The following is a 22,201-nucleotide window of genomic DNA, read 5'->3' on the forward strand; positions in this document are numbered from 1 at the left end:
GCTGTTGCGGATGCTTTACTGCGTTATCACTTAATTAGGAATCCAATGTATGAAATCCGTATAAGCGGGCAATGCATTGTCGAGCGACGACGTGGTGTGCGTGTTTCGTGTGAGGTGCTGCGGGCGAGATCGAATGTCCCGGTCAGCCGGGAGAGATGTCGACATCGTCCTCTTCCGCCAGAAGCGGAACGGGATGACCGGTGAAGCGGGAGCTGTGTGTTGCGAGCGGGTGCCGCGGCTTACGAATCAGCTACTTGTCGTTTGAAACGTAATAAAAACGGAAGTTGATTGTCGGGCCGTTGATTCCCTGATGCGGATTCGATTTCCCGGCGATATTTCTTGCGGGGAAAGATAACAAGAAAGAAAACGACGAGTCAAACTTTTTTTGATTAGGTTTAAAAAGTTTAGATAATCGCTTCTCAGGGTGTTTTTTATAAACGGGAAACGATTATGTAAGTCATTCGTCATCCATGACGAGTGTGACCTTGACGCAATGCAGGTGCAGCGCAGGCGTTGCCGAGAACCGGTACGGCCGCTGTCATTTCGCGGCGGCGTTCCGAAGCCGGATCTCGAGGTTTCCTTGCTGGCGTGTGGCGGGAGAGCACGCGTCCGGCGCAGCGCTCGATTCCCTTCGATTGAAGCCGGGCGGATCGCACGCCGGGTGTGGCACGGCATCTTCTTTTCCTTCTTGCCGGCTTTCCCGATTCCCGCAGCGGCGGCGCGCAGGTCGCGCGCCATGTGCCGTGCATCACGGCCCGGCGATCATCCGTCGTCCGCCTTGGCCTGCAATCCCTTCAACCCCCGGATCACGACCAGCAGCGCGCGGCCGTGCTCGTCCGATCCGTCCCACGCGTCGACGATCGCGTCGCGCAACAGGTCGTTGTATTGGCGGCGCGATGGCTCGGTATCGACGCCGTAGAAATTGCATAGCTTATTGAATGGCGCGCTGCGGCGCAGCCGATGCCCGTTCGACAGCCTCAGGCGCGATACGGTCGGCTGGCTGACCCCGGAAAGTCGCGCTATTTCGCTGGACGAGCGTGTATCTGCCAGCAGGCGGCGCAACAGGTCTTGTACGGGAAAATCTTGGTCCGGGGCTTCCATGCGATGCATTATACCTATACAGTTACGGCTGTTGAATGGGCTTGCTGTCACCAGCGAGGCTGTATCCCGAGAAAGTTGATGACACTGAAACACCTCCCACCCACGTTCTGCTGGACCAAGATCGGTACCGAGTCCGGCGAGGAACTGCCGACCGTCGTGCTCCGCAAGGAATGGGAGCGCCGGCTCGGGGGCGGGCGTTTTCTGTGGGGCATCAACCAGCCGCTCGGCAACAGCGCGCAGATCGCCGCGCATCGCACGGGTTCGCTGCTCGCGCTGTTCTCGCCGGTCGCGTCGCGCCCGCGCGCGGGCGAGCGCAAGGACGCGCTGTTGTGGAATGCCTGGATCGACGCGAGCGGGCAGGTGCGGCCGTTGCCGCCGCATACCTTCATCGCGAGCCGCTCGACCTTGCCGTCGGGCCGGCGCCGCGAACAGCACTACGCGCTCGTCTGCGCGTCCTCCACCGCGCTGACGGTCGGCACGCAATTGCGCGTGTTTCCCGATCACCTGCGCAGCGTGAGCACCGGCAAGGCGCTCGGCGCCGCACAGGGCGCGGCCGTGGTCGATTGCGTCGGGCGCGCGAAGGAGCAGACGGGCAAGAGCTATCCGCTCGCGCTGTCGGTCGAGCTCGAGGCACCGTATTTCGTGCGGCTCGCCCAGCCGTGCGTGCTGAAGGCGCGCGATCTCGCGGAAGTGAACAAGGCGACGCGCGCCGGTGATTTCGATCGTTTCGTCGAACTCGTCGCGCGCTTGCGCGGCCGTTCGCCGACGGACGCCGTGCGCGGCGTCACGCGCGATCTGTTCGACGTGCCGCCGATCGAAACGGCGGCCGCGTATGTGGCGCCCACGCACGTGGCGCGCTTGCGCAACCGGCCGGCGGCCGAACATCCGCGCGATCTCACGGGCGACCTGTTCGACCTGTCGCCGGGTGAAGCGGCCGCGTTCGCGGGCCTTGCACATCCGCGCATCGGGCGCGCGTGACGAATCGCGCGCGGCACGTCGCGCAAGAATTTGTTGCAATCTCGCCATAGCGGAGCGGCGAGTGCAGAGGGACAATCGGCTCGAAGCGCGCTGCGCGGCGGCCGATGCGTCGACGATCGACGGGTCGTGGTTCACGCTGCCGACATGCGCACCACGCACACGGGGCGTCGGCGTGCTTCACACTGCAACCCTGAGGGAGAAGTGTCGATGTCGACCCACATCTGTTCGCGGGAAGCCCGGGCCGCGCAACGCTTCGTCGAAGCAACGCGCAACGTCGATCAGGCCTTTCGCGCCGTGCGCGGCGAAAGCGACGACGACGGTTCGTCGGCCGAACACGCGCGCGCGATGTCGCGCCTCGATCGCGCGCTCGCCGAGCTGGCGCGTGCGCAGGAGTTCTTCGATCGCGTGGTCGGCGCCGATACGACTGCGCACGACAGCTGATTCCGCCGCTTCCATGTATCCACGCGTCGAGTGACGCGCGCGCCTTTTCATGCCGGGCAGGGCAGCCCGGCATCTCGTTCGTCCCGTTCAGATTTCAGACCTTGCAGCCTTCGACCGGATAGCCGGGATCGGTATACCCGTGCGTCGATGTGTGCCCGGGCGGCACGAGCGCATCGACGAACCGTTCGTCGTCCGGGCCGGGTTCGGGCGTCAGCGTATCGATGTCGCTGTCCCGATGCGCATCGGTGCGCAGCCCTGCGATCGTCGAGCCGACGATGCGGTTCTTCATGACCCATGCGAGCGCGAACGCCACCGAAGTCGCACAGCGCCCGGCCGCTCGCGTGAATCTGCGCTCGCGCGCGACGGCGATGAAGGCGGGGCGGTCCGCCAGGTTGTCGCGCGGCATGGGAGGTGTCGGGTGGTCGATGCCAGTGCAACGTACCACCGGGTTCAGCGGGCCGCGCGGCGTACGCGTCAGCCCGCGCGCATCATCTCCGGCACAGCCGGTGCGGGATGGTACGCGTAACCGCGATGCTGGAACGAGGTCGCGAAGAACCGCATCTGGTAGCGGATCGCATTCGCCCAGTAATCCCACGTATGACCGCCGGGCCGCTCCGTGTAGTCGTGCGGCACGCCGAGCGCGAGCAGTCGTTCGTGCAGCGTGCGGTTCGAGCCGACGAAGGAATCGTCGCGGCCGCAATCGATCGCCAGGTCGAGATGGGCGCGCACGAACGCGCGCGCGCTTTCGACGATCACGTTGCGGTTCCAGAATGACGAATGGCGTTCGGGATCGCCGAACACGTGGTCGATGCCCGGCTCGTCCGCGCAGCAGCGCGGATCGACCGCGCCGCTGATGCTGCCGACCGCGCCGAACGTGTCGGGCCGGTCGAGTGCAATGCGCAGAGCGCCGAAGCCGCCCATGCTGAGCCCGGTGATCGCGCGCGCGTGCTGCGTCGCGATGGTGCGGAAATGCAGGTCGACGTAGGACACGACTTCATCGCCGATGAAGGTTTCGTAGCGGCTGCCCGAATCGAACGGGCTGTCGATGTACCAGCTTTCGTGCCCGCCGTCGGGCATCACGAGGATCACGTGATAGCGGTCGGCGAGCGCGGCGATGTGCGTGTTCGACGTCCAGTCGGTATGGTCGCCGCCCGAGCCGTGCAGCAGATAGACGACCGGATAGCGCTCGTTGCCGCGGTTGTCGCGCGCGTAATCGTCGGGCAGCACGACCGTCGCCTTCAGCGTCTCGCTCATCGCGGCGCTCGGGATCGCGACGACCCGCGCATGAAACGCGAAGGCAGGGCTCGTGACGGCCAGCAGCAGAAGCAGCCAGAAGGTACGTGCCAGGTGCATCGATCGTTGCATGTGTCGACCCAGTCCGGCGCCGGACGCCGGGAAAACCCTGTTCCGGTGACTCTAGCAACCGCGCCTTTCAACCAAATTTCGGCGAATCATACGGTTTCGACATTTTCCCCGCCTGACGACCGGAGATGCCTGCTGCGCCCAGGATGTGCCCGATTGCATCGCGAAACGCATCTGGCCGCTCGGCCGGAATCAAGTGGCCGCAGCCTGCGATCGTGTCGAAGCCGGCGCAGCGCGCGAGCGCCCAGTCGGGTACGTGCCAGCCCGCGCGAGAGCGTTCGCCGGCGACGAGCCAGACGGGATGACGCTCGAACACCTGCGCGAGCGCCTGCAGGTAGCCGGGTTCGCCTGTCGTCGCGACGACGGAGCGGCCCATCGCGCGCAGCGTCGATGCAGGCTGATGCGCGAGCCAGTGGCGAGCGTCGTCGAGCTGGGCCGGCGACGGCGCGTCGATCGCGCCGCGCAGCCAGCCGGGCGCATCGGCGCGCAGCCCGTCGAGCATCGCATCGGCTTCGTCGGGTGTCATGCGGCCGACCGACGCCGACCAGAACGCATCGTCGAGCGTGAAGTTGCCTTCGACGTTGACGATCCGCCGCACGCGTTCCGGGTGCGCATGCGCGAACAGCATCGCGATCGCGCCACCGACCGAGTGGCCGACGACATCGACCGGCTGCGCGCCGAAGTGGGCATCGACGGTTTGGCGCACATGCTCGACCTGGGCGGCGAGCGAGATCGCGTCGAAGGGCACCGCGCGATATGCGCCGTAACCCAGCAGGTCGGGCGCGAGATGCGGGCCGTTCCATCCGCGCACGTCGAGCGTGCCGATGAAACCGTGAATGAAGACGACGGGCGTGGGCTGGGTCATGGGGCGGGCGGGCAAGGAAGGGGCGGCAATGCGAGTTCGGCGAGCAGTTCGTCGAGTTCGAGCACGTGCGTGCGGTCGTGATCGAGCAGCTCGCGCACGAGTTCGTCGAGCGACATGCGGCGGATGCCGTCGCGCAGCCCGCAGCGTGCGAGCTGCGCGGGATCGAGCGCGGCGGCGACTGTGCACAGCGCCGCGCGGCCCGCGCGGAAAACCGCGACCGCTGCGTCGAGCGGCTGCGCGAGATAGTCGCGTTGCGCGGCGAGTGCGGTGCCGTCGACGGAGGCGATCACCGGCAGGTCGAGCGTGCGTACGGCGTCGATGCGTTCGGCGAACACCGCGTCGAGATCCCGCAGGTGGCACGCATGCTCGACGAGCGAGAAGCCCGTGCCGTCGGGGCGGCGCGTCCGCAGGGCGGCCGGCACGTGCGCCGCATACGCGGCGAGCCGATCGGGCAGCTGCGCCAGCGCGGCGACGACACCGGCGAACGGCAGCAACTGCGGATGCGCGCTGAACACCGCGCCGTAACTGAACAGCGTGCCGCCGAGCCGCCCGCGCGCCTGCACGACGTCGTGGCCGTGGCGGCGCATGACGTCCGCGACCATCGCGCCGCAGAACTGGCGGGCCGTCGTGTCGGTTTCGATTTCGGGGAATTTCAGCGCGATCTCGTGCTGGATCGCGCCGATCGCGGCGACGCCTACGCGCGACAGCGCCGCGAATTCGACGTAGCGCTCGGGTTGAGCGATCAGTGCTTCGAGCTGGGCGCCGAGCGCGGTGGTGCGGAAGCGGTCGAAACGGGAATGCACGATGGAAAGAATTGGCCTAGTAACGTCTCAAAACGATACGTTACTAGGCCGGTAGCGTCAACGGCGGGATGAGCGCGATGTGCTGCATCAAGCGTTGCCGGCGCCCGGCGGTCATGTAAGACCGCCTGACGCCGCCCGTCTTACGCGTGTTTCCCCGCCTCGGCTTGTGCGCTCTGCCGCGCTTTCAGTTCCTGCAACTCGGTCGTGAATGCCGGGCTGAAATCCTCGGCCTCGAACAGCGGGCGGATCTCGATGTCGGAGTCGCCGGGCATCGGGTTCGGGCAGCGCTTCACCCATTCGACCGCTTCTTCCATCGACTTCACCTGCCACAGCCAGAAGCCGGCGACGAGTTCCTTCGTTTCCGCGAACGGGCCGTCGATGACGGTGCGGTTCCTGCCGGCAAAGTGCACGCGCTTGCCGCGCATGCTCGGGTGCAACCCGTCGGCGGCGAGCAGGATGCCGGCTTTCGCCAGTTCTTCGTTGAACCGGCCCATCGCGGCGATCATTTCGGGGTCGGGCATCCGGCCGGATTCGGAATCGGCGGTGGCCTTGACGATTACGAGGACGCGCATGGTCGTTTCTCCTTGAAGGGAATGAGGGGGCGCCGCCGGCCGCGCCGACGGCAAAACGATCGGTTACGACAACACGACGCGCGACGGCGACGCGAATCGACATCGGTTCCGACGAATATTCGGGGGCGCACGCACCGGCGGGCGATGCGGCGGAGCCCTGTGCCAAAACTGGTATGCTGATCCCCACCACGTTCACGCGGAGGGTGCCATGGCTGCTAAGGAAGTGTCGAAGAAGAAGTACCTGAAAATCCTGAACAAACGCCTGCGCGCGGAACCGGCGGCCCCGGCCGGCGCGTCGTTTGTCTTTTTCCCGCTGGGTGCGAAGGCGAAGAACGCGACGGGTGTCGTGTCCGGCGACGCGCGCAGCAAGCGCGAACTGGCGGTGATGGCCGCGGTTCAACGCAAGGCGGCCGAAGAGTTCGTCGTCGCCGGCGCCTGACCGGAGCCAGCCGGACCGTCGTCGGGTGGCCGCCTCCACGGCCTACGCGGCGGCGGCCTCGCAATGCGCGATCGCGCCGGTGACCACGCGCGGGATGTCGTGTGTGATCGGGCGCGAATCCTGTCAGTTCACGCAGCGGCCGGCATGGCGCTGAACGCCATGCCGGCCGGAAAGCCCGCCCGGGTCGTCAACTCGGCGCTCAGGACATCTTGTCGGCCGCTGCCGCATACCGGCCGCCGCCGCCGGCTTCGTCGCCTGCCGCGAGCTGTTCCAGCGCGAGCCCCTTCGTCTCGATACCGAGCGTCCACACTGCAATTGCCGCCGCGACGAACGACAGCGCGCCGAGCGTGAACACGCCGCCCTGGCCGAACACCGGCAGCACGACGCCGACCACATAAGGCCCGATCAGCGAGCCGACGCGCCCGATCGCCGATGCGAAGCCCGACCCCGTCGCACGCGCACCCGTGCCGTACAGTTCGGGCGTGTACGTGTACAGCGCGGCCCACATCCCGAACAGGAAGAACTGCATCGCGAGGCCGGTGACGATCAGCAGCGTCGTGCTGCCGCCGTACAGCGCGCTCTGGCCGTATGCGTATGCCATCGCACCGCCGCCGATCAGCGACGCGATGCAGGTCGGCTTGCGCCCCCAGCGTTCGACGAGCCACGCGGCGCACAGGAAGCCCGGCACGCCGCCGAGCGAGATCAGCACCGTGTAGAACACCGATTTCGTGACCTCGAAACCGGCCTGCTGCAGCAGCGCGCCGAGCCACGACGTGAGGCCGTAGAAACCGAGCAGCGCGAAGAACCACAGCAGCCACACCATCACCGTGCGGCGACGATACACGCCGCTCCAGATCTCGCGCAGCGCGCCGTGGCCGCGTGCCACGACCGGTTCCGCAAGCCGCGACGGCGGCGGCAGCGTCGTGACGCCGGCCGAGCGCATCACCTTCGCCTCGATCGTGCGCATCACCGTATCGGCTTCCGTGTGCCGGCCCGCATGCTCGAGCCAGCGTGGCGATTCGGGCACGATCCGGCGCACGACGAGCACGAACACGGCGGGAATCGCGAGCAGCGCGAACACCGTGCGCCAGCCGAACTGCGGCAGCACGAAATACGCGACGATGCCGGCCGTGATGAAGCCGAGCGGCCAGAAGCCGTCCATCAGCGCGATCAGGCGGCCGCGCTTCTCGGTCGGCACGAATTCGGACAGCAATGTTTGCGCGACCGGGAATTCCATTCCCATCCCGATCCCGAGCAGCACGCGGTAGACGATCAGCGCGTCGACGCTCTGCGCGGTCGAGCACAGGTAGGAGGCCGCGCCCCACAGCACCATGCTCCACTGGAATACCGGCCGGCGGCCGAAGCGGTCGGCGAGCAGGCCGGCGACGGCTGCGCCGAGCACCATCCCGAAGAAGCTCGCGCTCGCGACGAGGCCGGCGGCCGCGGTCGACAGGCCGAACTCCTTGCGGATCGAGCCGAGCACGAACGTCATCGTGCCGAGGTCGACCGAGTCGAAGAAGAACGCGATCGCGATGATGAAGAAGATCCGCTTGTGATAACCGGAGAACGGCAGGCGTTCGAGCCGGGCGGCGGCGGAGGCGGGAGCGGTGGCGGCGGGCATGGCGTCCTCTGAAATGAAAAGGGGCCGCGAAGCGCGTGCTTCGCGGCCCCGATGCTTCGTCTTCAGTAGACGCGACCACAAAATGCCGCATCAGAGGAAAAACGCCGCCTGCTTGCCCAAATGCGTCATCGGCGGCGGCGCGGGGTGCGGCCGCTTTGCATCAGTTCTTCAGCTTGTAGCCGGTGCGGAACATCCACGCGACGATCGCCAGCAGGATCACGAGGAACAGCCCGGTCGCGGCGAGGCTGATCCACACGTGCACGTCGGCGAGCCCGTAGAACGACCAGCGGAAGCCGCTGACCAGGTAGACGATCGGGTTGAACAGCGTGATGACGCGCCACGCGGGCGGCAGCATGTCGACCGAGTAGAAGCTGCCGCCGAGGAACGTGAGCGGCGTGATGATCAGGAGCGGCACGAGCTGCAGCTTCTCGAAGCTGTCGGCCCAGATGCCGATCACGAAGCCGAACAGGCTGAACGTGACCGCCGTCAGCACGAGGAACAGCACCATCCAGAACGGATGCAGGATGTGCAGCGGCACGAACAGGCCGGCCGTGGCGAGGATGATCACGCCGAGCAGGATCGACTTCGACGCGGCCGCGCCCACGTACGCGATCACGATCTCCCAGTACGACACGGGCGCGGAGAGGATCTCGTAGATCGTGCCCGTGAAGCGCGGGAAGTAGATGCCGAACGACGCGTTCGAGATGCTCTGCGACAGCAGCGACAGCATCACGAGCCCCGGCACGATGAACGAGCCGTAGCCGATGCCGTTCACGTCGCTGATGCGCGAGCCGATCGCGGAGCCGAACACGACGAAATACAGCGACGTCGAGATCACCGGCGCGATGATGCTCTGCATCAGCGTGCGGCGCGTGCGGGCCATTTCGGCGCGGTAGATCGCGCGGATTCCATGCAGGTTCATGCGTCAGGCTCCTTGCTGCACGCCGTTGCGGCGGTTGTCGATCAGGCTGACGAAAATGTCCTCGAGCGAGCTCTGCGTCGTATGCAGGTCGCGAAAGCCGATGCCGGCCGAACCGAGCGCGTTGATCAGCGTCGCGATGCTCGCGTCGTCGCGCTGCGAGTCGTACGTGTAGACGAGCGCCGCGCCGTCGTCCGCGCGTTCGAGGCCGAACGGTGCGAGCGCGGGCGGCACGTCCGCGAGCGGGTGCTCGAGCTGCACGGTGAGCTGCTTCTTGCCGAGCTTGCGCATCAGTTCGCGCTTCTCCTCGACGAGCACGAGCTCGCCGCCGAGGATGATGCCGATCCGGTCGGCCATTTCCTCGGCTTCCTCGATGTAGTGCGTGGTCAGCAGGATCGTCACGCCGCTTTCGCGCAGCGAATCGACGAGCTTCCACATGTCGCGGCGCAGCTCGACGTCGACGCCGGCCGTCGGCTCGTCGAGGAACAGGATGCGCGGCTCGTGCGACAGCGCCTTCGCGATCATCACGCGGCGCTTCATGCCGCCCGACAGCGTCATCAGCTTGTTGTCGCGCTTGTCCCACAGCGACAGCGCCCTCAGCGTCTTCTCGACATGCGCGGGATCGGGTGCCTTGCCGAACAGGCCGCGGCTGAACGACACGGTCGCCCAGACGGTTTCGAACGCGTCGGTCGTCAGTTCCTGCGGTACGAGGCCGATCATTTCGCGGGCCGCGCGGTAGTGATCGCGGATGTCGTGGCCGCCGACCGTCACGCGGCCTGAGGTCGGCGTGACGATGCCGCAGATCGAGCCGATCAGCGTCGTCTTGCCGGCGCCGTTCGGCCCGAGCAACGCGAAGATCTCGCCGGGGCGGATGTCGAGGGTCACGTGCTTCAGCGCCTGGAAGCCGGACGCGTAAGTCTTGGAGAGGTCGGAGACGGAAAGGATCGGTTGCATGCTCACGGATGGCACGGCCGGCCGGCGCAACGGTGTGCGCCGCGCGTGCCCGGCGCCGCCGCCGCTGCGAAGCGGCCGGGACCGGGGACGGCATGGCGAACGGGCGTCATGTCGAACGGCGTTGTGGTGCGGGATCGCGGGATCGCCATATTAGCAATCGACAGATGGAAATGCATTCTCGTGGAAAGGGCGAGCATTGCCGGTGCTGGATTGGTGCGAATTGACGGCGCATCTCCCAATAACGCGGTGTTTTATTTGCGGTGTTTGAACAATGCGTGCCGTTTTATGCGAACGGGGATGCGATCGCGTGCCCGCCCGGCGGCGGCGCGGCCCGCCGGCCGACTGTGCCGCCCGAAGGCCGTCGCGCCGTACCGGGACGGCGTGCGCTGCGCTCGCGATAATGCGTTCCTTTCATCGTTTACGGAGCGAAACGCATGTCTTTGATCGATTTCAAATCCGTGGCGGCCGCGCAGGCCGTCGCGTGGAAATCCACGATCGTCGGCGAGGTCGGGCCGGCCAGGATCAAGGTGCTGCGCATGGATGCGCAGGCTTACGAAGCGGAAGTGCACGACTACAACGAGGGTCTGCTGGTGCTCGACGGCCGGATGATGCTCGAGGTCGGGGGCGAGACGGTCGTCGTCGAGGCCGGGCAAATGTACCTGGCGCTTGCCGGCACGCCTCACGCGGTGCTGCCGGGCAGCCACGGCACGCTCGCGATCGTCGACGTATGAGGTTGCGCTGCAGCATGCAGGCGGATCGTCGAGGGCCGGCAGGCAAGGCAGAGCGCGGGATCGGCCATGGTTATTCAAACGCGTGTTACACGGGCCATGTATTTGTCTGAGCAAATAAATTGAAGGCTGTTTGAAAATCTGTCAAATCCCCGGCACGCACTGCGATTGCGCGGTTTCGGCCGTTTGGAACTCTGCATCCATTTACTTGTAGGTATCGTCCGATCATAGTCTCGTCAAACGACGCATCACGATAACGAATCAAGCGTACGGATGGAGACCAATTGATGAGACGCCTATCCGCGGGGCCAGTCGGACTGCCGTTTCCCGTTTTTTCGCTGAACGCAGGCGCGATGCAGGTCGCGTACCTGCGTTGTCATATCGCCGTGTAGCGGCGAACCACATCCCGTTTCGATTGTTCTCACGGCGCCGTGCCGCATGACGGCGCCGCGGGAGAGCGCTTGCCTGCCGCCGCGGCGCGTGCCGCATTTGCCTGACCGGCATCGCGGCAACCTGGCGCACACCGTCATGCGCCGCGCGTTCGTGCGGCGGCGCGATACCAACCGGCGGGCCATGCAGCCTGTCCGGACGAGACTTGTCGTACCCGAAAAGGAGGGGTTGATGATTTGCATTCCTGAATGGCGGAAAGCGATCCTGTCGTGCGCAGTAATCGCTTTGCCGTTCGTCGCCGGTTGCGGCGGCGGTGACGATCCGGGGCCGATCAACGTGCCGCAGTGCTCGGGGAGCGCGTGCGGGCCGAGCGGTTCCGTCACGACGCCGCCCGTCGTCACGAAGCTGTGCCCGGACGCGCTCGACTACACGACGACGTACACGGGTGGCGCAGGCAGCGGCGAGTACGTGAAGGTGAAGTTCGACACGACGAAGATGACCTACCAGATGCAGTTCATCGAATCGTCGGTGCCGACGTCGGCGGGGCAGGTCAACAATACGCGCGCAGGCCTGACGATCAGCGGCGCGTTCCATCATCCGACCACGCTCCCGACCGCCGAGCAGAACCGCTGTGCGTTCGTGCTCGACAGCGGCGCGACGAGCGACGGCGCGTATTCGGTGACGATCAACCGTGCGGATCCGCCGATGCTGTTCGTCGGCAATGGCGTGGTGGGCGGCGGGATTCCGGGGGCGACGATTGCGTTCGCCGGTATCCCGCTGCTCCCGGGCATCACGCTCGGCGTCGTACCGTCGCGCACCTTCGATTTCTATCCGTTCATCGGCTTCACCGACACCGAAACCGACTTCACGAAAGTGGCGGGCAACTACAACGAGGTCGGCATCCATCTGTCGCCGATCGGCGGTGATGGTCAGAGCCCGACCGGGCCGGTCGGCTGGGAGCCCGACGTCGTCAACTGGAATCAGACGTTCAATGCGGACGGTTCGTGTTCTATCACGCAGGGCAGCGACTACTCGTGTCAGACGACCGGGACGCCGTGGGCGCAGCGCAAGAACGCGGACGGATCGGCAGACAATGTATTCGTGAGCAATCCGGTGGGGCAGGGGTATCCGATCGCGGGGCAGGGCTCGACGCTGATCATTGCACCGAGTCAGGCGAAAGGCATCATGATCGTCGGCAGGCTGAACGGCGTACTTGTGCCGATCGTGATTCGTGTCGGCTATACGCACGTCGATACGGTCAATCTGTTCGCATCGGTCGCCGATGCCGAAGTCGGCATCTCGATGCTGGCGTCGACGAAAGCGATTGCCGCGAACTCCCTGAAGGGGGGATATATCGGTGCGACCAGCGCATCCGCATGCGGCGTTGTGACATCCAGCGGTCAGGCGAACAAGGTGACGTCGCCGGGGCCGAGCTTCAACCCGAACATGCCGCACCCAGACCTGCCCGGCGTCTTCACCAATAACACCTTCTATTCGGTAGCAGGCAGTTGCGATGACGGCACGGCCGTCTCGACGATGGCCGCGAACTATACGTCCACGCTGTTCCAGGGCAGTACCGCGGCGTTCATCGATCCGCAGACGTCGGGGGTGACCTCGCAGTTCGGGCTCGACTACACGCAGGCGACGCCCGGCAAGATCAAGGTCACGGCCACGCAGGACTTCAACGCGAAGGGCGCGAGCGGCAACGTGGCGATCTTCAAGAAGGGCGACACGGGCTGGCTCGTGACGGCCGGCAATGTCTACGCGATGGTCGTCAACAACAGCCAGGTCAACCCGTTCTTCACGGTCGGCGCGTTCGTCCAGTAACCCTGTATTGAACACGTAACACCGGCGGCGCATGCGTCGCCGCCGGCGAATCGAATTTCAAGAGGATTCCTATGAATGTGAAGAAATGGATGGCCGCGGCATCGCTCGCGCCCGTGCTGGCTGCGTGCGGCGGAGACGGCGACCCGCCGCCCGCGCCGGTGGTCCGGCTGTGCCCGCAGACGATCGACTACAACACGGTGTTCATCGGCGGCTCGGGATCGGGCGAACTCGTGAAGGTGCAGCTCGACACGACGAAGATGACGTACCGGATGACCTATCTCGCGTCGCCGGTGCCGACCACGACGGGCACCGTGCAGCCGACGCGCGATACTGCGCCCGCCAATGTGGTCGACGGCACGCTGGCCGACGAGACGGGGCTGCCGACGGTGAAGCTGAACCAGTGCACGTTCCGGATGCAGAACGCGAGCCTCGACCCGAGCCGGCCCGCGCGGCTGTTCCTCGGCGAAGGCGTGCTGGGCGGCGCGATCCCCGGCGCGACGATCCAGTTCGACGGCGTGATCGGCGTCGGCAAGATCCCGAAGACGACGTTCCCGTACTACCCGTTCATCAGCTTCTCGTCGCTGGAAACCGACCTGACGAAGATCGCCGGCAAGTACAACCAGCTCGGCTACCACCAGGTGCCGTCGCAAAGCTTCCAGCCGGTGGCGCTCGACCAGCAGGTGACAATCAACGCGGACGGCAGCTACGTCGAGACCGACAACTTCGGCAAGAAGAACGGCGGGCAGCCGCTCGCGTCGAGCGCGACCGTGAACCAGCCGTTCACGCTGCGTCCGGATGCGCCGGCGTTCCAGTCGCTCAACTACCTGCCGCAGATTCCGCCGACGCTCGCGGCGGTCGATCCCGCGAAGGCCGGCAAGGGAATCCTGATCGTCGGCAAGCTGCGCAACCAGCTCGTGCCGATCTTCATCCGCACCGGCGCGGCGAATGCGGACCTGACGCAGGGCTCGCCGAGCGCGGACGACGAATCGGGCATCTCGTTCCTGAGCCCGCAGACGGCGATCACGCAAGGCTCGCAGAACGGCGAGTACACGGGTGTCGACAGCGCGTTCAACTACCGCGCGACCGCGCTCGTCGGCGCGCAGGCCACGCTGCTCGATCCGTTCAACGCGTCGCAGGCCGCGCTCACGCGTGCACTGAACCTCGATTTCACGCAGAAGGTGCCGGGTGTCGTCACGACCGTGCATGCGGATGCGGCATCGGGGCCCGCGACCGGCAAGTTCGTGTTCACCGGCGGCGTGTTCGGGTTCCTCGACATGAACGATACGAGTAATCCGTACTTCACGGTCGGCGCCTTCGTGCAGTGACGCAAGCCCGGATGGAGACACGGCGGCGCCGCGCGAAAGCGCGCGGCGCCCGGACAGAACGAGAAGGAGACTTCATGAAGAAGCTGATTGTCGCGGGTGTCGTCGCAGGCGTATCGACGCTCGCATCGGCCCAGCAGGCGGGCGACAACGTCGCGACGCTGGGCTGGTTGCACATCATGCCGCAGGATTCGACCAACGGGCTCACGACGAATCTCGCCGGCATGCCGATCAACGGGCCGCTGCGCCTGCCCGGGTCGTTCACGTCGCCCGGCACGAGCCTGACCGTCAACAACGCCGATACGGTCGGCCTGACGCTCACGCACTTCTTCACCGACCACATCGCGGTGACGTCGGTGCTCGGCGTGCCGCCCGAGTTCACGCTGACCGGGCACGGCACGATCAAGCCGCCGGGCCCGTCCGGCGCGCTGGGCAGCGTCAACATGGACAACCCGGCCAACCAGCCGGCCGTGAAGAACGCAAGGCAGTGGAGCCCGACGATCATTCTGCAGTACTACTTCAATTCGCCGACGGCGAAGTTCCGCCCGTTCGTCGGGATCGGTGTGGCCTACAGCTGGTTCAGCAACATCGAACTGAACGGCAACTTCGCGAAGGACATCAACGAAAACCTCGGCAGCGTGCTCGCGGCGGGCGCCGGCAAGCCGGGGCCGACGTCGGTCGAGGGCAAGGCGTCGTCGTCGTTCACGCCGGTCTACAACGTGGGCGCGAGCTACGCGATCGACAAGCACTGGGGTCTGACGGCGACGCTGACGTACATGCCGCTGAAGACCTACTCGTCGCTCGTGATCAAGGCGGCCGACGGATCGACGCTCGCCACCACGCGCACACGGTTGAAGGCGGATCCGCTGATCACGTTCGTCGGGATTTCCTACAAGTTCTGAGCCGTCCGGCGCGCATGACGCGCACCGGCGGCTTCCTGCGACCGTCGGGCCGGAACGATCCGGCCGGGCGGTCGCGTTCCTGGCGGCGTGCCGCCATTTGTGAAGAGAGGGGGCAGTTCAAATGAGCATTCGCAAAATCGTATCGCTTGTTGCTGCAGTGGCTTTCACCGCGGTTTCCGCCGCGCCTGCTTTCGCAGTCACCGTTTCGCGGGCTGATGGTCAGCCGATGAACCCGAATGGCGAGCCGTTCTCGGCGACCGGGCTCACGAACCTCAGCAAGGGCGCGATCAGCGCAGGCTGTACCGCGACGTTCAACGGCACGATCACGTCGACCGGCATCGTCAACATCACGTCGACGACGTTCTCGGGCGGCGCGACATGCTCGCTGATCAACGGCAGCGCGAGCAGCACGTCGCCGTGGACGGGGCAGGCCGACAGCACGACGCAATTGTCGATCAACAACGTGAAGGTGAACGTCACGCTGCTCGGCACCTGCGGGCCGAGCAAGGTTGTCACGACGTGGAGCGATACGAACTCTTCGCTGACGTTCAATAACGCCACGCTGACGCCGGATTGCACGGTGGGCGGCACGGTGCTGACGTCGCCGAAGTTCCACGTGCAGTAAGCGTCGCGGATCGAAGCGGGTACCCGCCGCGCGCGAGGGTCGTGCGACAGGTGCGGCGGGTATTCGCGGTTTCGATGGGTTCGTGCCGTCGCGTGCATGGGCGCGGCGGCCGGATTCATTCGGCAGAGCGGCCGCGATTCGGGGCAGGCCGCCATACATCGAGAGAGAGGGCCTCACAGATGAAAATTCGTCGAATCACGTCGCTTGTCGCGGCTGTGGCATTCACCGCGGTTTCGGCTGCGCCCGCATTCGCGGTGACCGTTTCGCGTGCTGACGGCCTGCCGATGAATCCCAATGGCGAACCGTTTTCCGCGTCGGGGCTCACATCGCTCCAGAAGGGCGCGTTCAGTCCGATCAACTGTACGACGACGGTCAACGGCACCGTCACGCCGGCCGGCATCGTCAACATCACGTCGACCCAGTTCACCGGCGGCACATTGTGCGTGTTGTTCACCGGCAGCGCGAGCAGTGCGGCGCCATGGACGGGAAGCGTGGACAGCACGACGCAAGTGTCGATCAACAACGTGAAGCTGGACATGCGGGTGCTCGGTACTTGTGGACCGAGCAAGGTCACGGCGGCGTGGAGTGATCCGGACTCGCGCGTGACGCTCAACAACGCCGTGCTGACGCCGGATTGCACGGTGAACGGCTGGCTCGCGACGTCGCCGAAGTTCCACGTGCAGTAAGCGTCGAGAGTCGAAGCGGGGAACTCGCTGGTCACGAAGGCCGTGCGGGATGTACGCGGGTTGCCGCTTCGTCGATGCGCTCGAGCCGTCTTCCGTATCAGCGTGACGACAGGCTGGCCGCACGTATCGCGATCCGATGCGTGTGGCGTTGCAGGATCGGTACGGCGTACCGCGCCATCCGATTCGACTGAATTACCACTATTCCAAATTGGCCAGAACTATCCCGGAAGACCCATGCTTACCGATCCAGCAAAGTATGGCGATGCCCGCGGCGCGACGCCTGACCGGCTGCGCACGGCCGCGTGGCTGCAGTACCTGATCGAACATCTCGACGCTGCCGCTTGCGTAGCGATGGCGGCCGACGCCGACGCCGACGCCGACGCCGGCGACACGACCGTCGCCGCGTCGCAGGCGATACGCATGCGGACAGGCGCGAATCTGTCTCGTGACGCAACGGCCGTGCTTCACGGGCTCGTACCGTGGATCGCATCGGACGGCAGCGCCTGTGCATGCGACCTGACCGACCCGCACGGCGCATGCTCGCATGTGCCTTCGATGCAGCAGCTCGCCGAAGCCGAACGCAGTTGTCCCGGCTCGCGCGCCGTGTTCGACACCGCGCACGGCGTGATCGATGCGTGCGCATTCGACGATCCCGATGTCGGCTGGGCCGCACTCGAGCGGATTGCCGGCGGTCTCGAATGCAGCGGGGGGGATGCCGGCGCATGCACGGCACATGAGGCGGGCGCGCAGGGCGACACGCTGCCTGCGAAGAACCTGAGAGACAGGCTCGCCGTCATCGCGGCGGCGAGCGGAGAAACGTCGACCCTGCCGGGCGCCGTCATCGACGCGATCGCGCTGCGTGTATGCGGGCCACGTGACGATGCATCGCGTATCGACGAGATGGCTGCGCTCGTGACGTTCTCGGCCGTGCTCGCCGCCGGCGATGGGACCTCCATCGCCGCGTATGGCGGTCAGCACAACCTCGTCGCGCGGGCGATTCGCACGCATCGCGCCGATCTCGCGTCGGTGGATGGGGTGCTCGCGGCGTTATCCGTATGCAGGCTGGATCGACTCGTCGGCGCGGGCAGCTTTTGGGCTTATTACTTGCTGGCGGGTATCGCGATCGCAGCGCCCGACGCCGTGCGGGAAATCGGTCGCCGTTTTCATGGCGACGAGTGGCAGGCGTGCCTCGATCACGTGCTCGCGTGGCCGGCGGTCAATCGCTTCGGGCCGAAGGAGGACGTCGCATTCGATCGCCTGCGTGGCGCAATGAGCCTGACATCGCGATGGAATCCGATCGTCCGCGGGAAGCGGATGCGCAAGCGGGCCGGTGTAGCGCCCTGATTCCACGAGCAAGGGGGCGGCCGGCTGACGCGCCGGGCCTGTCAGCAATTTCGTGTTCAAGGCATATGATGCTCCGAAGGAGACTATATGCCTCGCAAACCGAAAGCCAAACCGATAGACCTGCCGGCGATTCCCGCCGCGTTGCTTGAGCAATTCGGCAGCGGTCCGATGACGGCCGAAGCGATCAACGCCGCAACGATGGCCCTCAAGAAGGCGCTGATCGAGCGAGCACTGGGCGGTGAGATGAGTCATCATCTGGGCTACCCGCCTGGCGCGGCCAAGCCGAGCGCCGTAACCAATCAGCGCAATGGCACGGGCGCCAAGACGGTGCTGACCGAGGACGGCCCGATCCGTATCGAGGTGCCTCGTGACCGCGACGGCAGCTTCGAACCGCTGCTGATTCCCAAACACGAACGACGCTTCACGGGCTTCGACGACAAGATCGTCGCCATGTACGCCCGGGGCATGACCGTGCGTGAGATTCAGGGATTTTTGCAAGAGCAATACGGTACCGAGGTTTCGCCCGATTTCATCAGCTCGGTCACCGACGAGGTCATGGCCGAAGTGACCGCCTGGCAAGCGCGGCCGCTCGAGCCGATGTATCCGGTGGTGTTCTTTGACGCGCTGCGGGTCAAGATTCGCGAAGACGCCGTGGTGCGCAACAAGGCGATCTACCTTGCGCTGGGCGTTCTGCCCGACGGCACGCGCGATATTCTAGGCTTGTGGATCGAAGGCACCGAAGGCGCCAAGTTCTGGATGAAGGTGTTCAACGATCTCAAGACACGTGGCGTTCACGACATCCTAATCGCCGTGACCGACGGCCTCAAAGGCATGCCCGAGGCGCTGGCTGCCGTGTTTCCGGCGACCACGCTGCAGACCTGCATCGTTCACCTGATCCGCAACAGCCTCGATTACGCCAGCTGGAAAGACCGTCGAGGATTAGCCGCAGTGATTCGCCCAATCTACTGCGCACCGAGTGCGGAGGCGGCTCAGGCAGAACTCGACGCCTTTGCCGCAGGGCCATGGGGCCAGAAATTCCCGACAGTCAGTGCGGCATGGCGCAACGCCTGGGATCGTGTGATTCCGTTCTTCGCGTTTCCGCCGGCGGTTCGCAAGGTTATATACACTACGAACGCCATCGAGAACATCAACTCGCAGCTGCGCAAGATCATCAAGACTCGAGGACACTTCCCGACCGATGAGGCTGCCACCAAGCTCATCTGGCTGGCACTGCGCAACATCACCGCCGATTGGGGGCGTGCTGCTCATGACTGGAAGGCGGCTATGAACCAGTTCGCCATCCTTTACGAGGATCGATTCGTTCGACCATCCGTGTGAATCTCAACCCGCCTTGAACACGGAAATCCTGACACCCCCGACGCGCCAGCTTTTCCGAAGCCTCTTTCGAAGTAATCCGCAAGGATGCCAAACGATTCGCGTACGCGCATCCTGATTCGCGCGCCATGCCGGACCCCGTTCGCTCACGCGAACGGGCATCGGGCGGCAGCGCGCCGAGCCGTCATGCCGTCACCAGTCCACACTGGCCGCACACCGCACACCGCACACCGCACACCGCACACCGCACACCGCACACCGCACACCGCACACCGCACACCGCACACCACGCCATCCATCCCGCCTGCGCCCCCCGATTCCGGCGCCATCGCCCGAACGCAGTATGATTCCGCAGACGATGCCGGCGACCGCTTCGACGTCACTGCCCGCCCGCGTCGCCGAAGAATTGCCAAGCTTGCTGTAAGCCGGACGCAAACAGCCGCCGTGTGAGAGCGCCGCCGCGAACCCGCGTTCCGACCACCTTCATCGAAACGGTCAGTCAGATGTCAAAGCAAAACAAGAAAATCCTCCTCCTGAGCGTCAGCGCGGGCGCCGGCCATACCCGAGCAGCGGAAGCGATCCGCGCATTCGCCGACCACCATCCCGCCGGCATCGAAGCCACCCACCTGGACGTGATGGATTTCGTGTCCACCGGCTTCCGCAAGCTGTACACCGATCTCTACATCAAGCTCGTCAGCAGCCAGCCGGCGCTGTGGGGCTACCTGTACCAGAAGACGGACGAAGTCGATCCCGCCGCCCCGTCGCAGAAGATCCGGCGTGCGATCGAGCGGCTCAATTGCCGGGCGCTGCTCGCGGAGATCGAACGCCAGCGCCCGGACGCGATCATCTGCACGCACTTCCTGCCGGCCGAACTGCTGTCGCGCGAGATCCGCAAGGAGCGCGTCGACACGCCGGTGTGGGTGCAGGTCACCGATTTCGACCTGCACAGCATGTGGGTCGTGCCGAACATGCGCGGTTATTTCGCGGCCAACGACGAGATCGCGTGGCGCATGCATGCCCGCGGCATGGCGCCTGAAACGGTGCACGTCAGCGGCATCCCGATCATGCCGGCGTTCGGCCAGCCACTCGATCGCGCGGCCTGTGCGGCCGAGTACGGCCTCGATCCCGCGCGCCCGACCTTCCTGATGATGTCCGGCGGCGCGGGCCTCGGCGGGCTCGACGTGCTGGCGGCGCGCCTGCTCGGGATGGACGCCGACTTCCAGCTGATCGCGCTGGCCGGCAAGAACCAGGCGATGCTGGCGTCGTTGCAGGAACTGGCCGCGCAACATCCGGGCCGGTTGTTTCCGCAGGGCTTCACGCAGCAGGTCGAGCGCCTGATGGCCTGCGCCGACCTCGTCATCACGAAGCCGGGCGGCCTGACGACGTCCGAATGTCTCGCGATGCAGTTGCCGATGATCGTCAACTCGCCGATTCCGGGCCAGGAAGAGCGCAATGCGGATTTCCTGCTCGAACAGGGTGTCGCGCTGAAGGCGATCGACGACGACGCGCTCGTCTACCGGATCCGCGCGCTGCTGCAGGCGCCGGAGCGTCTCGCCGACATGCGCCGCCGCCTCGCGCCGCTCGGCCGGCCGCTCGCCGGCCGCTTCGTGCTCGATCGCGTGCTGGGCCTGGAGCCTGCCGCATGAGCGTCGCGCGCTTCGTGCCGACGCGCCATACGCTGTTTGTCGTTGCATGGGTCGTGTTGCTCGCGTATTTCTTCGCGAACGTGGAGATCCAGATCGAAGGCAGCGCGGGCTGGGCGGCCAACCTGCCGACGTGGCGCATCGAGCATCACTGGCTGCTCGACATCTTCTGGGGCGGGCGGCCGATGACCGGCTACCACGCGTGGGTGTTCCCGTTCGTCGCGCTGTTCTTTCACTGGCCGGCCGTGTTCAACGGGCGGTGGTCGTGGCGCATCGAAGCGCGGATCGTCGCGTGCATCATGGTGTTCTGGCTGACCGAGGATTTCCTGTGGTTCGTGCTGAATCCGGCCTACGGTCTCGCCCGCTTCAATCCCGCCAACGTGCCGTGGCATATCCACTGGTTCGGCGTGGCACCGACCGACTACTGGACGATGAGCGCCGCCGCGATCGTGCTGTTCATTCTTTCCCGCGAGCGCAAGCGCGCGTTCTACTGATCCCCGACCCGACATGAAACTCGCCTTCATTGCCGCGCTCTCCGTCACGCTCGCCGGGCTCATGCAGCCGGCCCATGCGGACCCGGCCTCCGAGGTGTCTGCCCGGCCGAGGCCGATCAAATGGGCGCAGGGTGTGACCGATGCGCATGTGAACAACCTGCATCGCATCACGCCGACGCTGTACCGCAGTGCGCAGCTGTCGCGCGCGGATGTGCCGGAACTGCAGAAGCTCGGCATTCGCAAGGTCATCAGCTTCCGTTCGTTTCACGCGGACGACAGCATCCTGGCCGGCACGCAGATCAAGATGCAGCGCATCCGGATCAACACCTGGGACATCCGCGACGAAGACATGGTCGCGGCGCTGAAGGCGCTGCGTACGGCCGACCAGGACGGCCCGGTGCTGATCCACTGCCAGCACGGCGCCGATCGTACCGGCCTCGTGTCGGCGTTGTACCGGATGGTGTACCAGGGCTGGACGCGCGAGCAGGCGATCGACGAGCTGCAGCATGGCGGCTACGGGTTCCATCCGATCTGGCAGAACATCACGAACTATCTGAAGCGCGTGGATGTCGAGCGGTTGCGGCAGGAGGTCAATAGCGGTTGAGCCCGACCTGCGAGGACCAGCTCCCGACGTCACCGTAGTGCTCAGCGCTCGTCTACGCTGCAGCAGCAGAAAGCCGACTTTCCCGGCATGCAGCGGGTTCTTCACCCACGAGCTGCAGCAAAGTCCAAGCAGCCAGTCAGCCCCACCACGATCCTCGAAGAGGCGCGAACAAGGCCGTGCACCCGTGCAACACGGGATCCGACCTCTGCATGGCCCCGGATCGTTCGCGCAGCCCCGGGGCGATCT

At 65.7% G+C, this 22,201-nt stretch carries 23 protein-coding genes; 14 read left to right on the forward strand and 9 right to left on the reverse strand.

Features of this window, described 5'->3' with window-relative positions; genetic code table 11:
* Positions 1-762: 762 nt before the first annotated feature.
* Positions 763-1,101 carry a helix-turn-helix domain-containing protein gene (locus PQB87_RS20665; protein ID WP_489243641.1) on the reverse strand — a complete coding sequence of 113 codons (339 nt, stop codon included), beginning with the start codon at positions 1,099-1,101 and terminating at the stop codon, positions 763-765.
* 78 nt (positions 1,102-1,179) lie between these two features.
* On the opposite strand from PQB87_RS20665, the gene PQB87_RS20670 reads away from it, so the two are divergent.
* Positions 1,180-2,079, forward strand: coding sequence for a hypothetical protein (locus PQB87_RS20670; protein ID WP_059620307.1), 900 nt, complete (start codon positions 1,180-1,182; stop codon positions 2,077-2,079).
* A 207-nt stretch (positions 2,080-2,286) separates the two neighbouring features.
* Positions 2,287-2,520, forward strand: a complete 234-nt coding sequence (locus PQB87_RS20675) for a hypothetical protein (protein ID WP_489243643.1) — start codon at positions 2,287-2,289, stop codon at positions 2,518-2,520.
* Positions 2,521-2,614: 94 nt separating this feature from the next.
* Here PQB87_RS20675 and PQB87_RS20680 read toward each other — a convergent pair whose 3' ends face one another.
* The 5 genes from PQB87_RS20680 to PQB87_RS20700 all read right to left on the reverse strand — a co-directional run bounded on the left by PQB87_RS20680 (position 2,615) and on the right by PQB87_RS20700 (position 6,122).
* Positions 2,615-2,926 carry an aldo-keto reductase family protein gene (locus tag PQB87_RS20680; RefSeq protein ID WP_489243645.1) on the reverse strand — a complete coding sequence of 104 codons (312 nt, stop codon included), beginning with the start codon at positions 2,924-2,926 and terminating at the stop codon, positions 2,615-2,617.
* 68 nt (positions 2,927-2,994) lie between these two features.
* Positions 2,995-3,873, reverse strand: a complete 879-nt coding sequence (locus PQB87_RS20685) for an alpha/beta hydrolase (RefSeq protein WP_489244262.1) — start codon at positions 3,871-3,873, stop codon at positions 2,995-2,997.
* A 79-nt stretch (positions 3,874-3,952) separates the two neighbouring features.
* A complete protein-coding gene (locus PQB87_RS20690; protein ID WP_489243647.1) occupies positions 3,953-4,747 on the reverse strand; it encodes an alpha/beta fold hydrolase in 795 nt (264 codons plus the stop codon).
* Complete coding sequence (locus tag PQB87_RS20695) at positions 4,744-5,550, reverse strand: DinB family protein (protein WP_226218459.1); 807 nt, start codon at positions 5,548-5,550, stop codon at positions 4,744-4,746. The genes PQB87_RS20690 and PQB87_RS20695 overlap by 4 nt, the downstream gene beginning before the upstream one ends.
* 140 nt (positions 5,551-5,690) lie before the next feature.
* On the reverse strand, positions 5,691-6,122 hold the full coding sequence (locus PQB87_RS20700; protein WP_059494943.1) for a YciI family protein: 432 nt from the start codon (positions 6,120-6,122) through the stop codon (positions 5,691-5,693).
* Between the two features lie 208 nt (positions 6,123-6,330).
* Between PQB87_RS20700 and PQB87_RS20705 the strand changes: the two genes are divergently transcribed.
* The gene (locus PQB87_RS20705) at positions 6,331-6,561 is read left to right on the forward strand and encodes a hypothetical protein (protein ID WP_027790668.1); all 231 of its coding nucleotides are present in this window, start codon (positions 6,331-6,333) and stop codon (positions 6,559-6,561) included.
* Positions 6,562-6,760: 199 nt separating this feature from the next.
* Here PQB87_RS20705 and PQB87_RS20710 read toward each other — a convergent pair whose 3' ends face one another.
* The 3 genes from PQB87_RS20710 to PQB87_RS20720 all read right to left on the reverse strand — a co-directional run bounded on the left by PQB87_RS20710 (position 6,761) and on the right by PQB87_RS20720 (position 10,055).
* Positions 6,761-8,182, reverse strand: coding sequence for an MFS transporter (locus PQB87_RS20710; protein WP_021160315.1), 1,422 nt, complete (start codon positions 8,180-8,182; stop codon positions 6,761-6,763).
* 160 nt (positions 8,183-8,342) lie between these two features.
* Positions 8,343-9,104, reverse strand: a complete 762-nt coding sequence (locus PQB87_RS20715; RefSeq protein WP_021160316.1) for an ABC transporter permease — start codon at positions 9,102-9,104, stop codon at positions 8,343-8,345.
* A 3-nt stretch (positions 9,105-9,107) separates the two neighbouring features.
* The gene (locus PQB87_RS20720; RefSeq protein ID WP_111939248.1) at positions 9,108-10,055 is read right to left on the reverse strand and encodes an ABC transporter ATP-binding protein; all 948 of its coding nucleotides are present in this window, start codon (positions 10,053-10,055) and stop codon (positions 9,108-9,110) included.
* A 434-nt stretch (positions 10,056-10,489) separates the two neighbouring features.
* On the opposite strand from PQB87_RS20720, the gene PQB87_RS20725 reads away from it, so the two are divergent.
* From PQB87_RS20725 to PQB87_RS20775, 11 genes are all read left to right on the forward strand, one after another.
* Positions 10,490-10,786, forward strand: coding sequence for a cupin domain-containing protein (locus tag PQB87_RS20725; RefSeq protein WP_021160319.1), 297 nt, complete (start codon positions 10,490-10,492; stop codon positions 10,784-10,786).
* A gap of 618 nt (positions 10,787-11,404) precedes the next feature.
* A complete protein-coding gene (locus PQB87_RS20730; protein WP_059589851.1) occupies positions 11,405-13,000 on the forward strand; it encodes a DUF2957 domain-containing protein in 1,596 nt (531 codons plus the stop codon).
* Positions 13,001-13,071: 71 nt separating this feature from the next.
* Positions 13,072-14,325 carry a DUF2957 domain-containing protein gene (locus tag PQB87_RS20735; RefSeq protein ID WP_059489553.1) on the forward strand — a complete coding sequence of 418 codons (1,254 nt, stop codon included), beginning with the start codon at positions 13,072-13,074 and terminating at the stop codon, positions 14,323-14,325.
* A gap of 74 nt (positions 14,326-14,399) precedes the next feature.
* Positions 14,400-15,224: an OmpW/AlkL family protein gene (locus PQB87_RS20740; protein ID WP_060086136.1), complete on the forward strand. Its 825-nt coding sequence runs from the start codon at positions 14,400-14,402 to the stop codon at positions 15,222-15,224.
* 121 nt (positions 15,225-15,345) lie between these two features.
* Positions 15,346-15,849 carry a PraA/PraB family alkane oxidation protein activator gene (locus PQB87_RS20745; RefSeq protein ID WP_021160324.1) on the forward strand — a complete coding sequence of 168 codons (504 nt, stop codon included), beginning with the start codon at positions 15,346-15,348 and terminating at the stop codon, positions 15,847-15,849.
* Between the two features lie 179 nt (positions 15,850-16,028).
* Entirely contained in the window at positions 16,029-16,535 is a 507-nt protein-coding gene (locus tag PQB87_RS20750) for a PraA/PraB family alkane oxidation protein activator (RefSeq protein ID WP_060067008.1), read from the forward strand.
* A 234-nt stretch (positions 16,536-16,769) separates the two neighbouring features.
* Positions 16,770-17,879: a hypothetical protein gene (locus tag PQB87_RS20755; protein WP_489243652.1), complete on the forward strand. Its 1,110-nt coding sequence runs from the start codon at positions 16,770-16,772 to the stop codon at positions 17,877-17,879.
* 87 nt (positions 17,880-17,966) lie between these two features.
* Positions 17,967-19,217, forward strand: coding sequence for an IS256 family transposase (locus tag PQB87_RS20760; protein WP_489242314.1), 1,251 nt, complete (start codon positions 17,967-17,969; stop codon positions 19,215-19,217).
* Between the two features lie 500 nt (positions 19,218-19,717).
* The gene (locus tag PQB87_RS20765; protein ID WP_059687002.1) at positions 19,718-20,860 is read left to right on the forward strand and encodes an MGDG synthase family glycosyltransferase; all 1,143 of its coding nucleotides are present in this window, start codon (positions 19,718-19,720) and stop codon (positions 20,858-20,860) included.
* Positions 20,857-21,351 carry a hypothetical protein gene (locus PQB87_RS20770; RefSeq protein ID WP_059589780.1) on the forward strand — a complete coding sequence of 165 codons (495 nt, stop codon included), beginning with the start codon at positions 20,857-20,859 and terminating at the stop codon, positions 21,349-21,351. Before PQB87_RS20765 ends, PQB87_RS20770 begins: the two co-directional genes overlap by 4 nt.
* A 13-nt stretch (positions 21,352-21,364) precedes the next feature.
* Positions 21,365-21,955: a dual specificity protein phosphatase family protein gene (locus PQB87_RS20775; protein WP_111939251.1), complete on the forward strand. Its 591-nt coding sequence runs from the start codon at positions 21,365-21,367 to the stop codon at positions 21,953-21,955.
* Positions 21,956-22,201: the final 246 nt, after the last annotated feature.

This window comes from Burkholderia sp. KL41 (assembly GCF_057005415.2).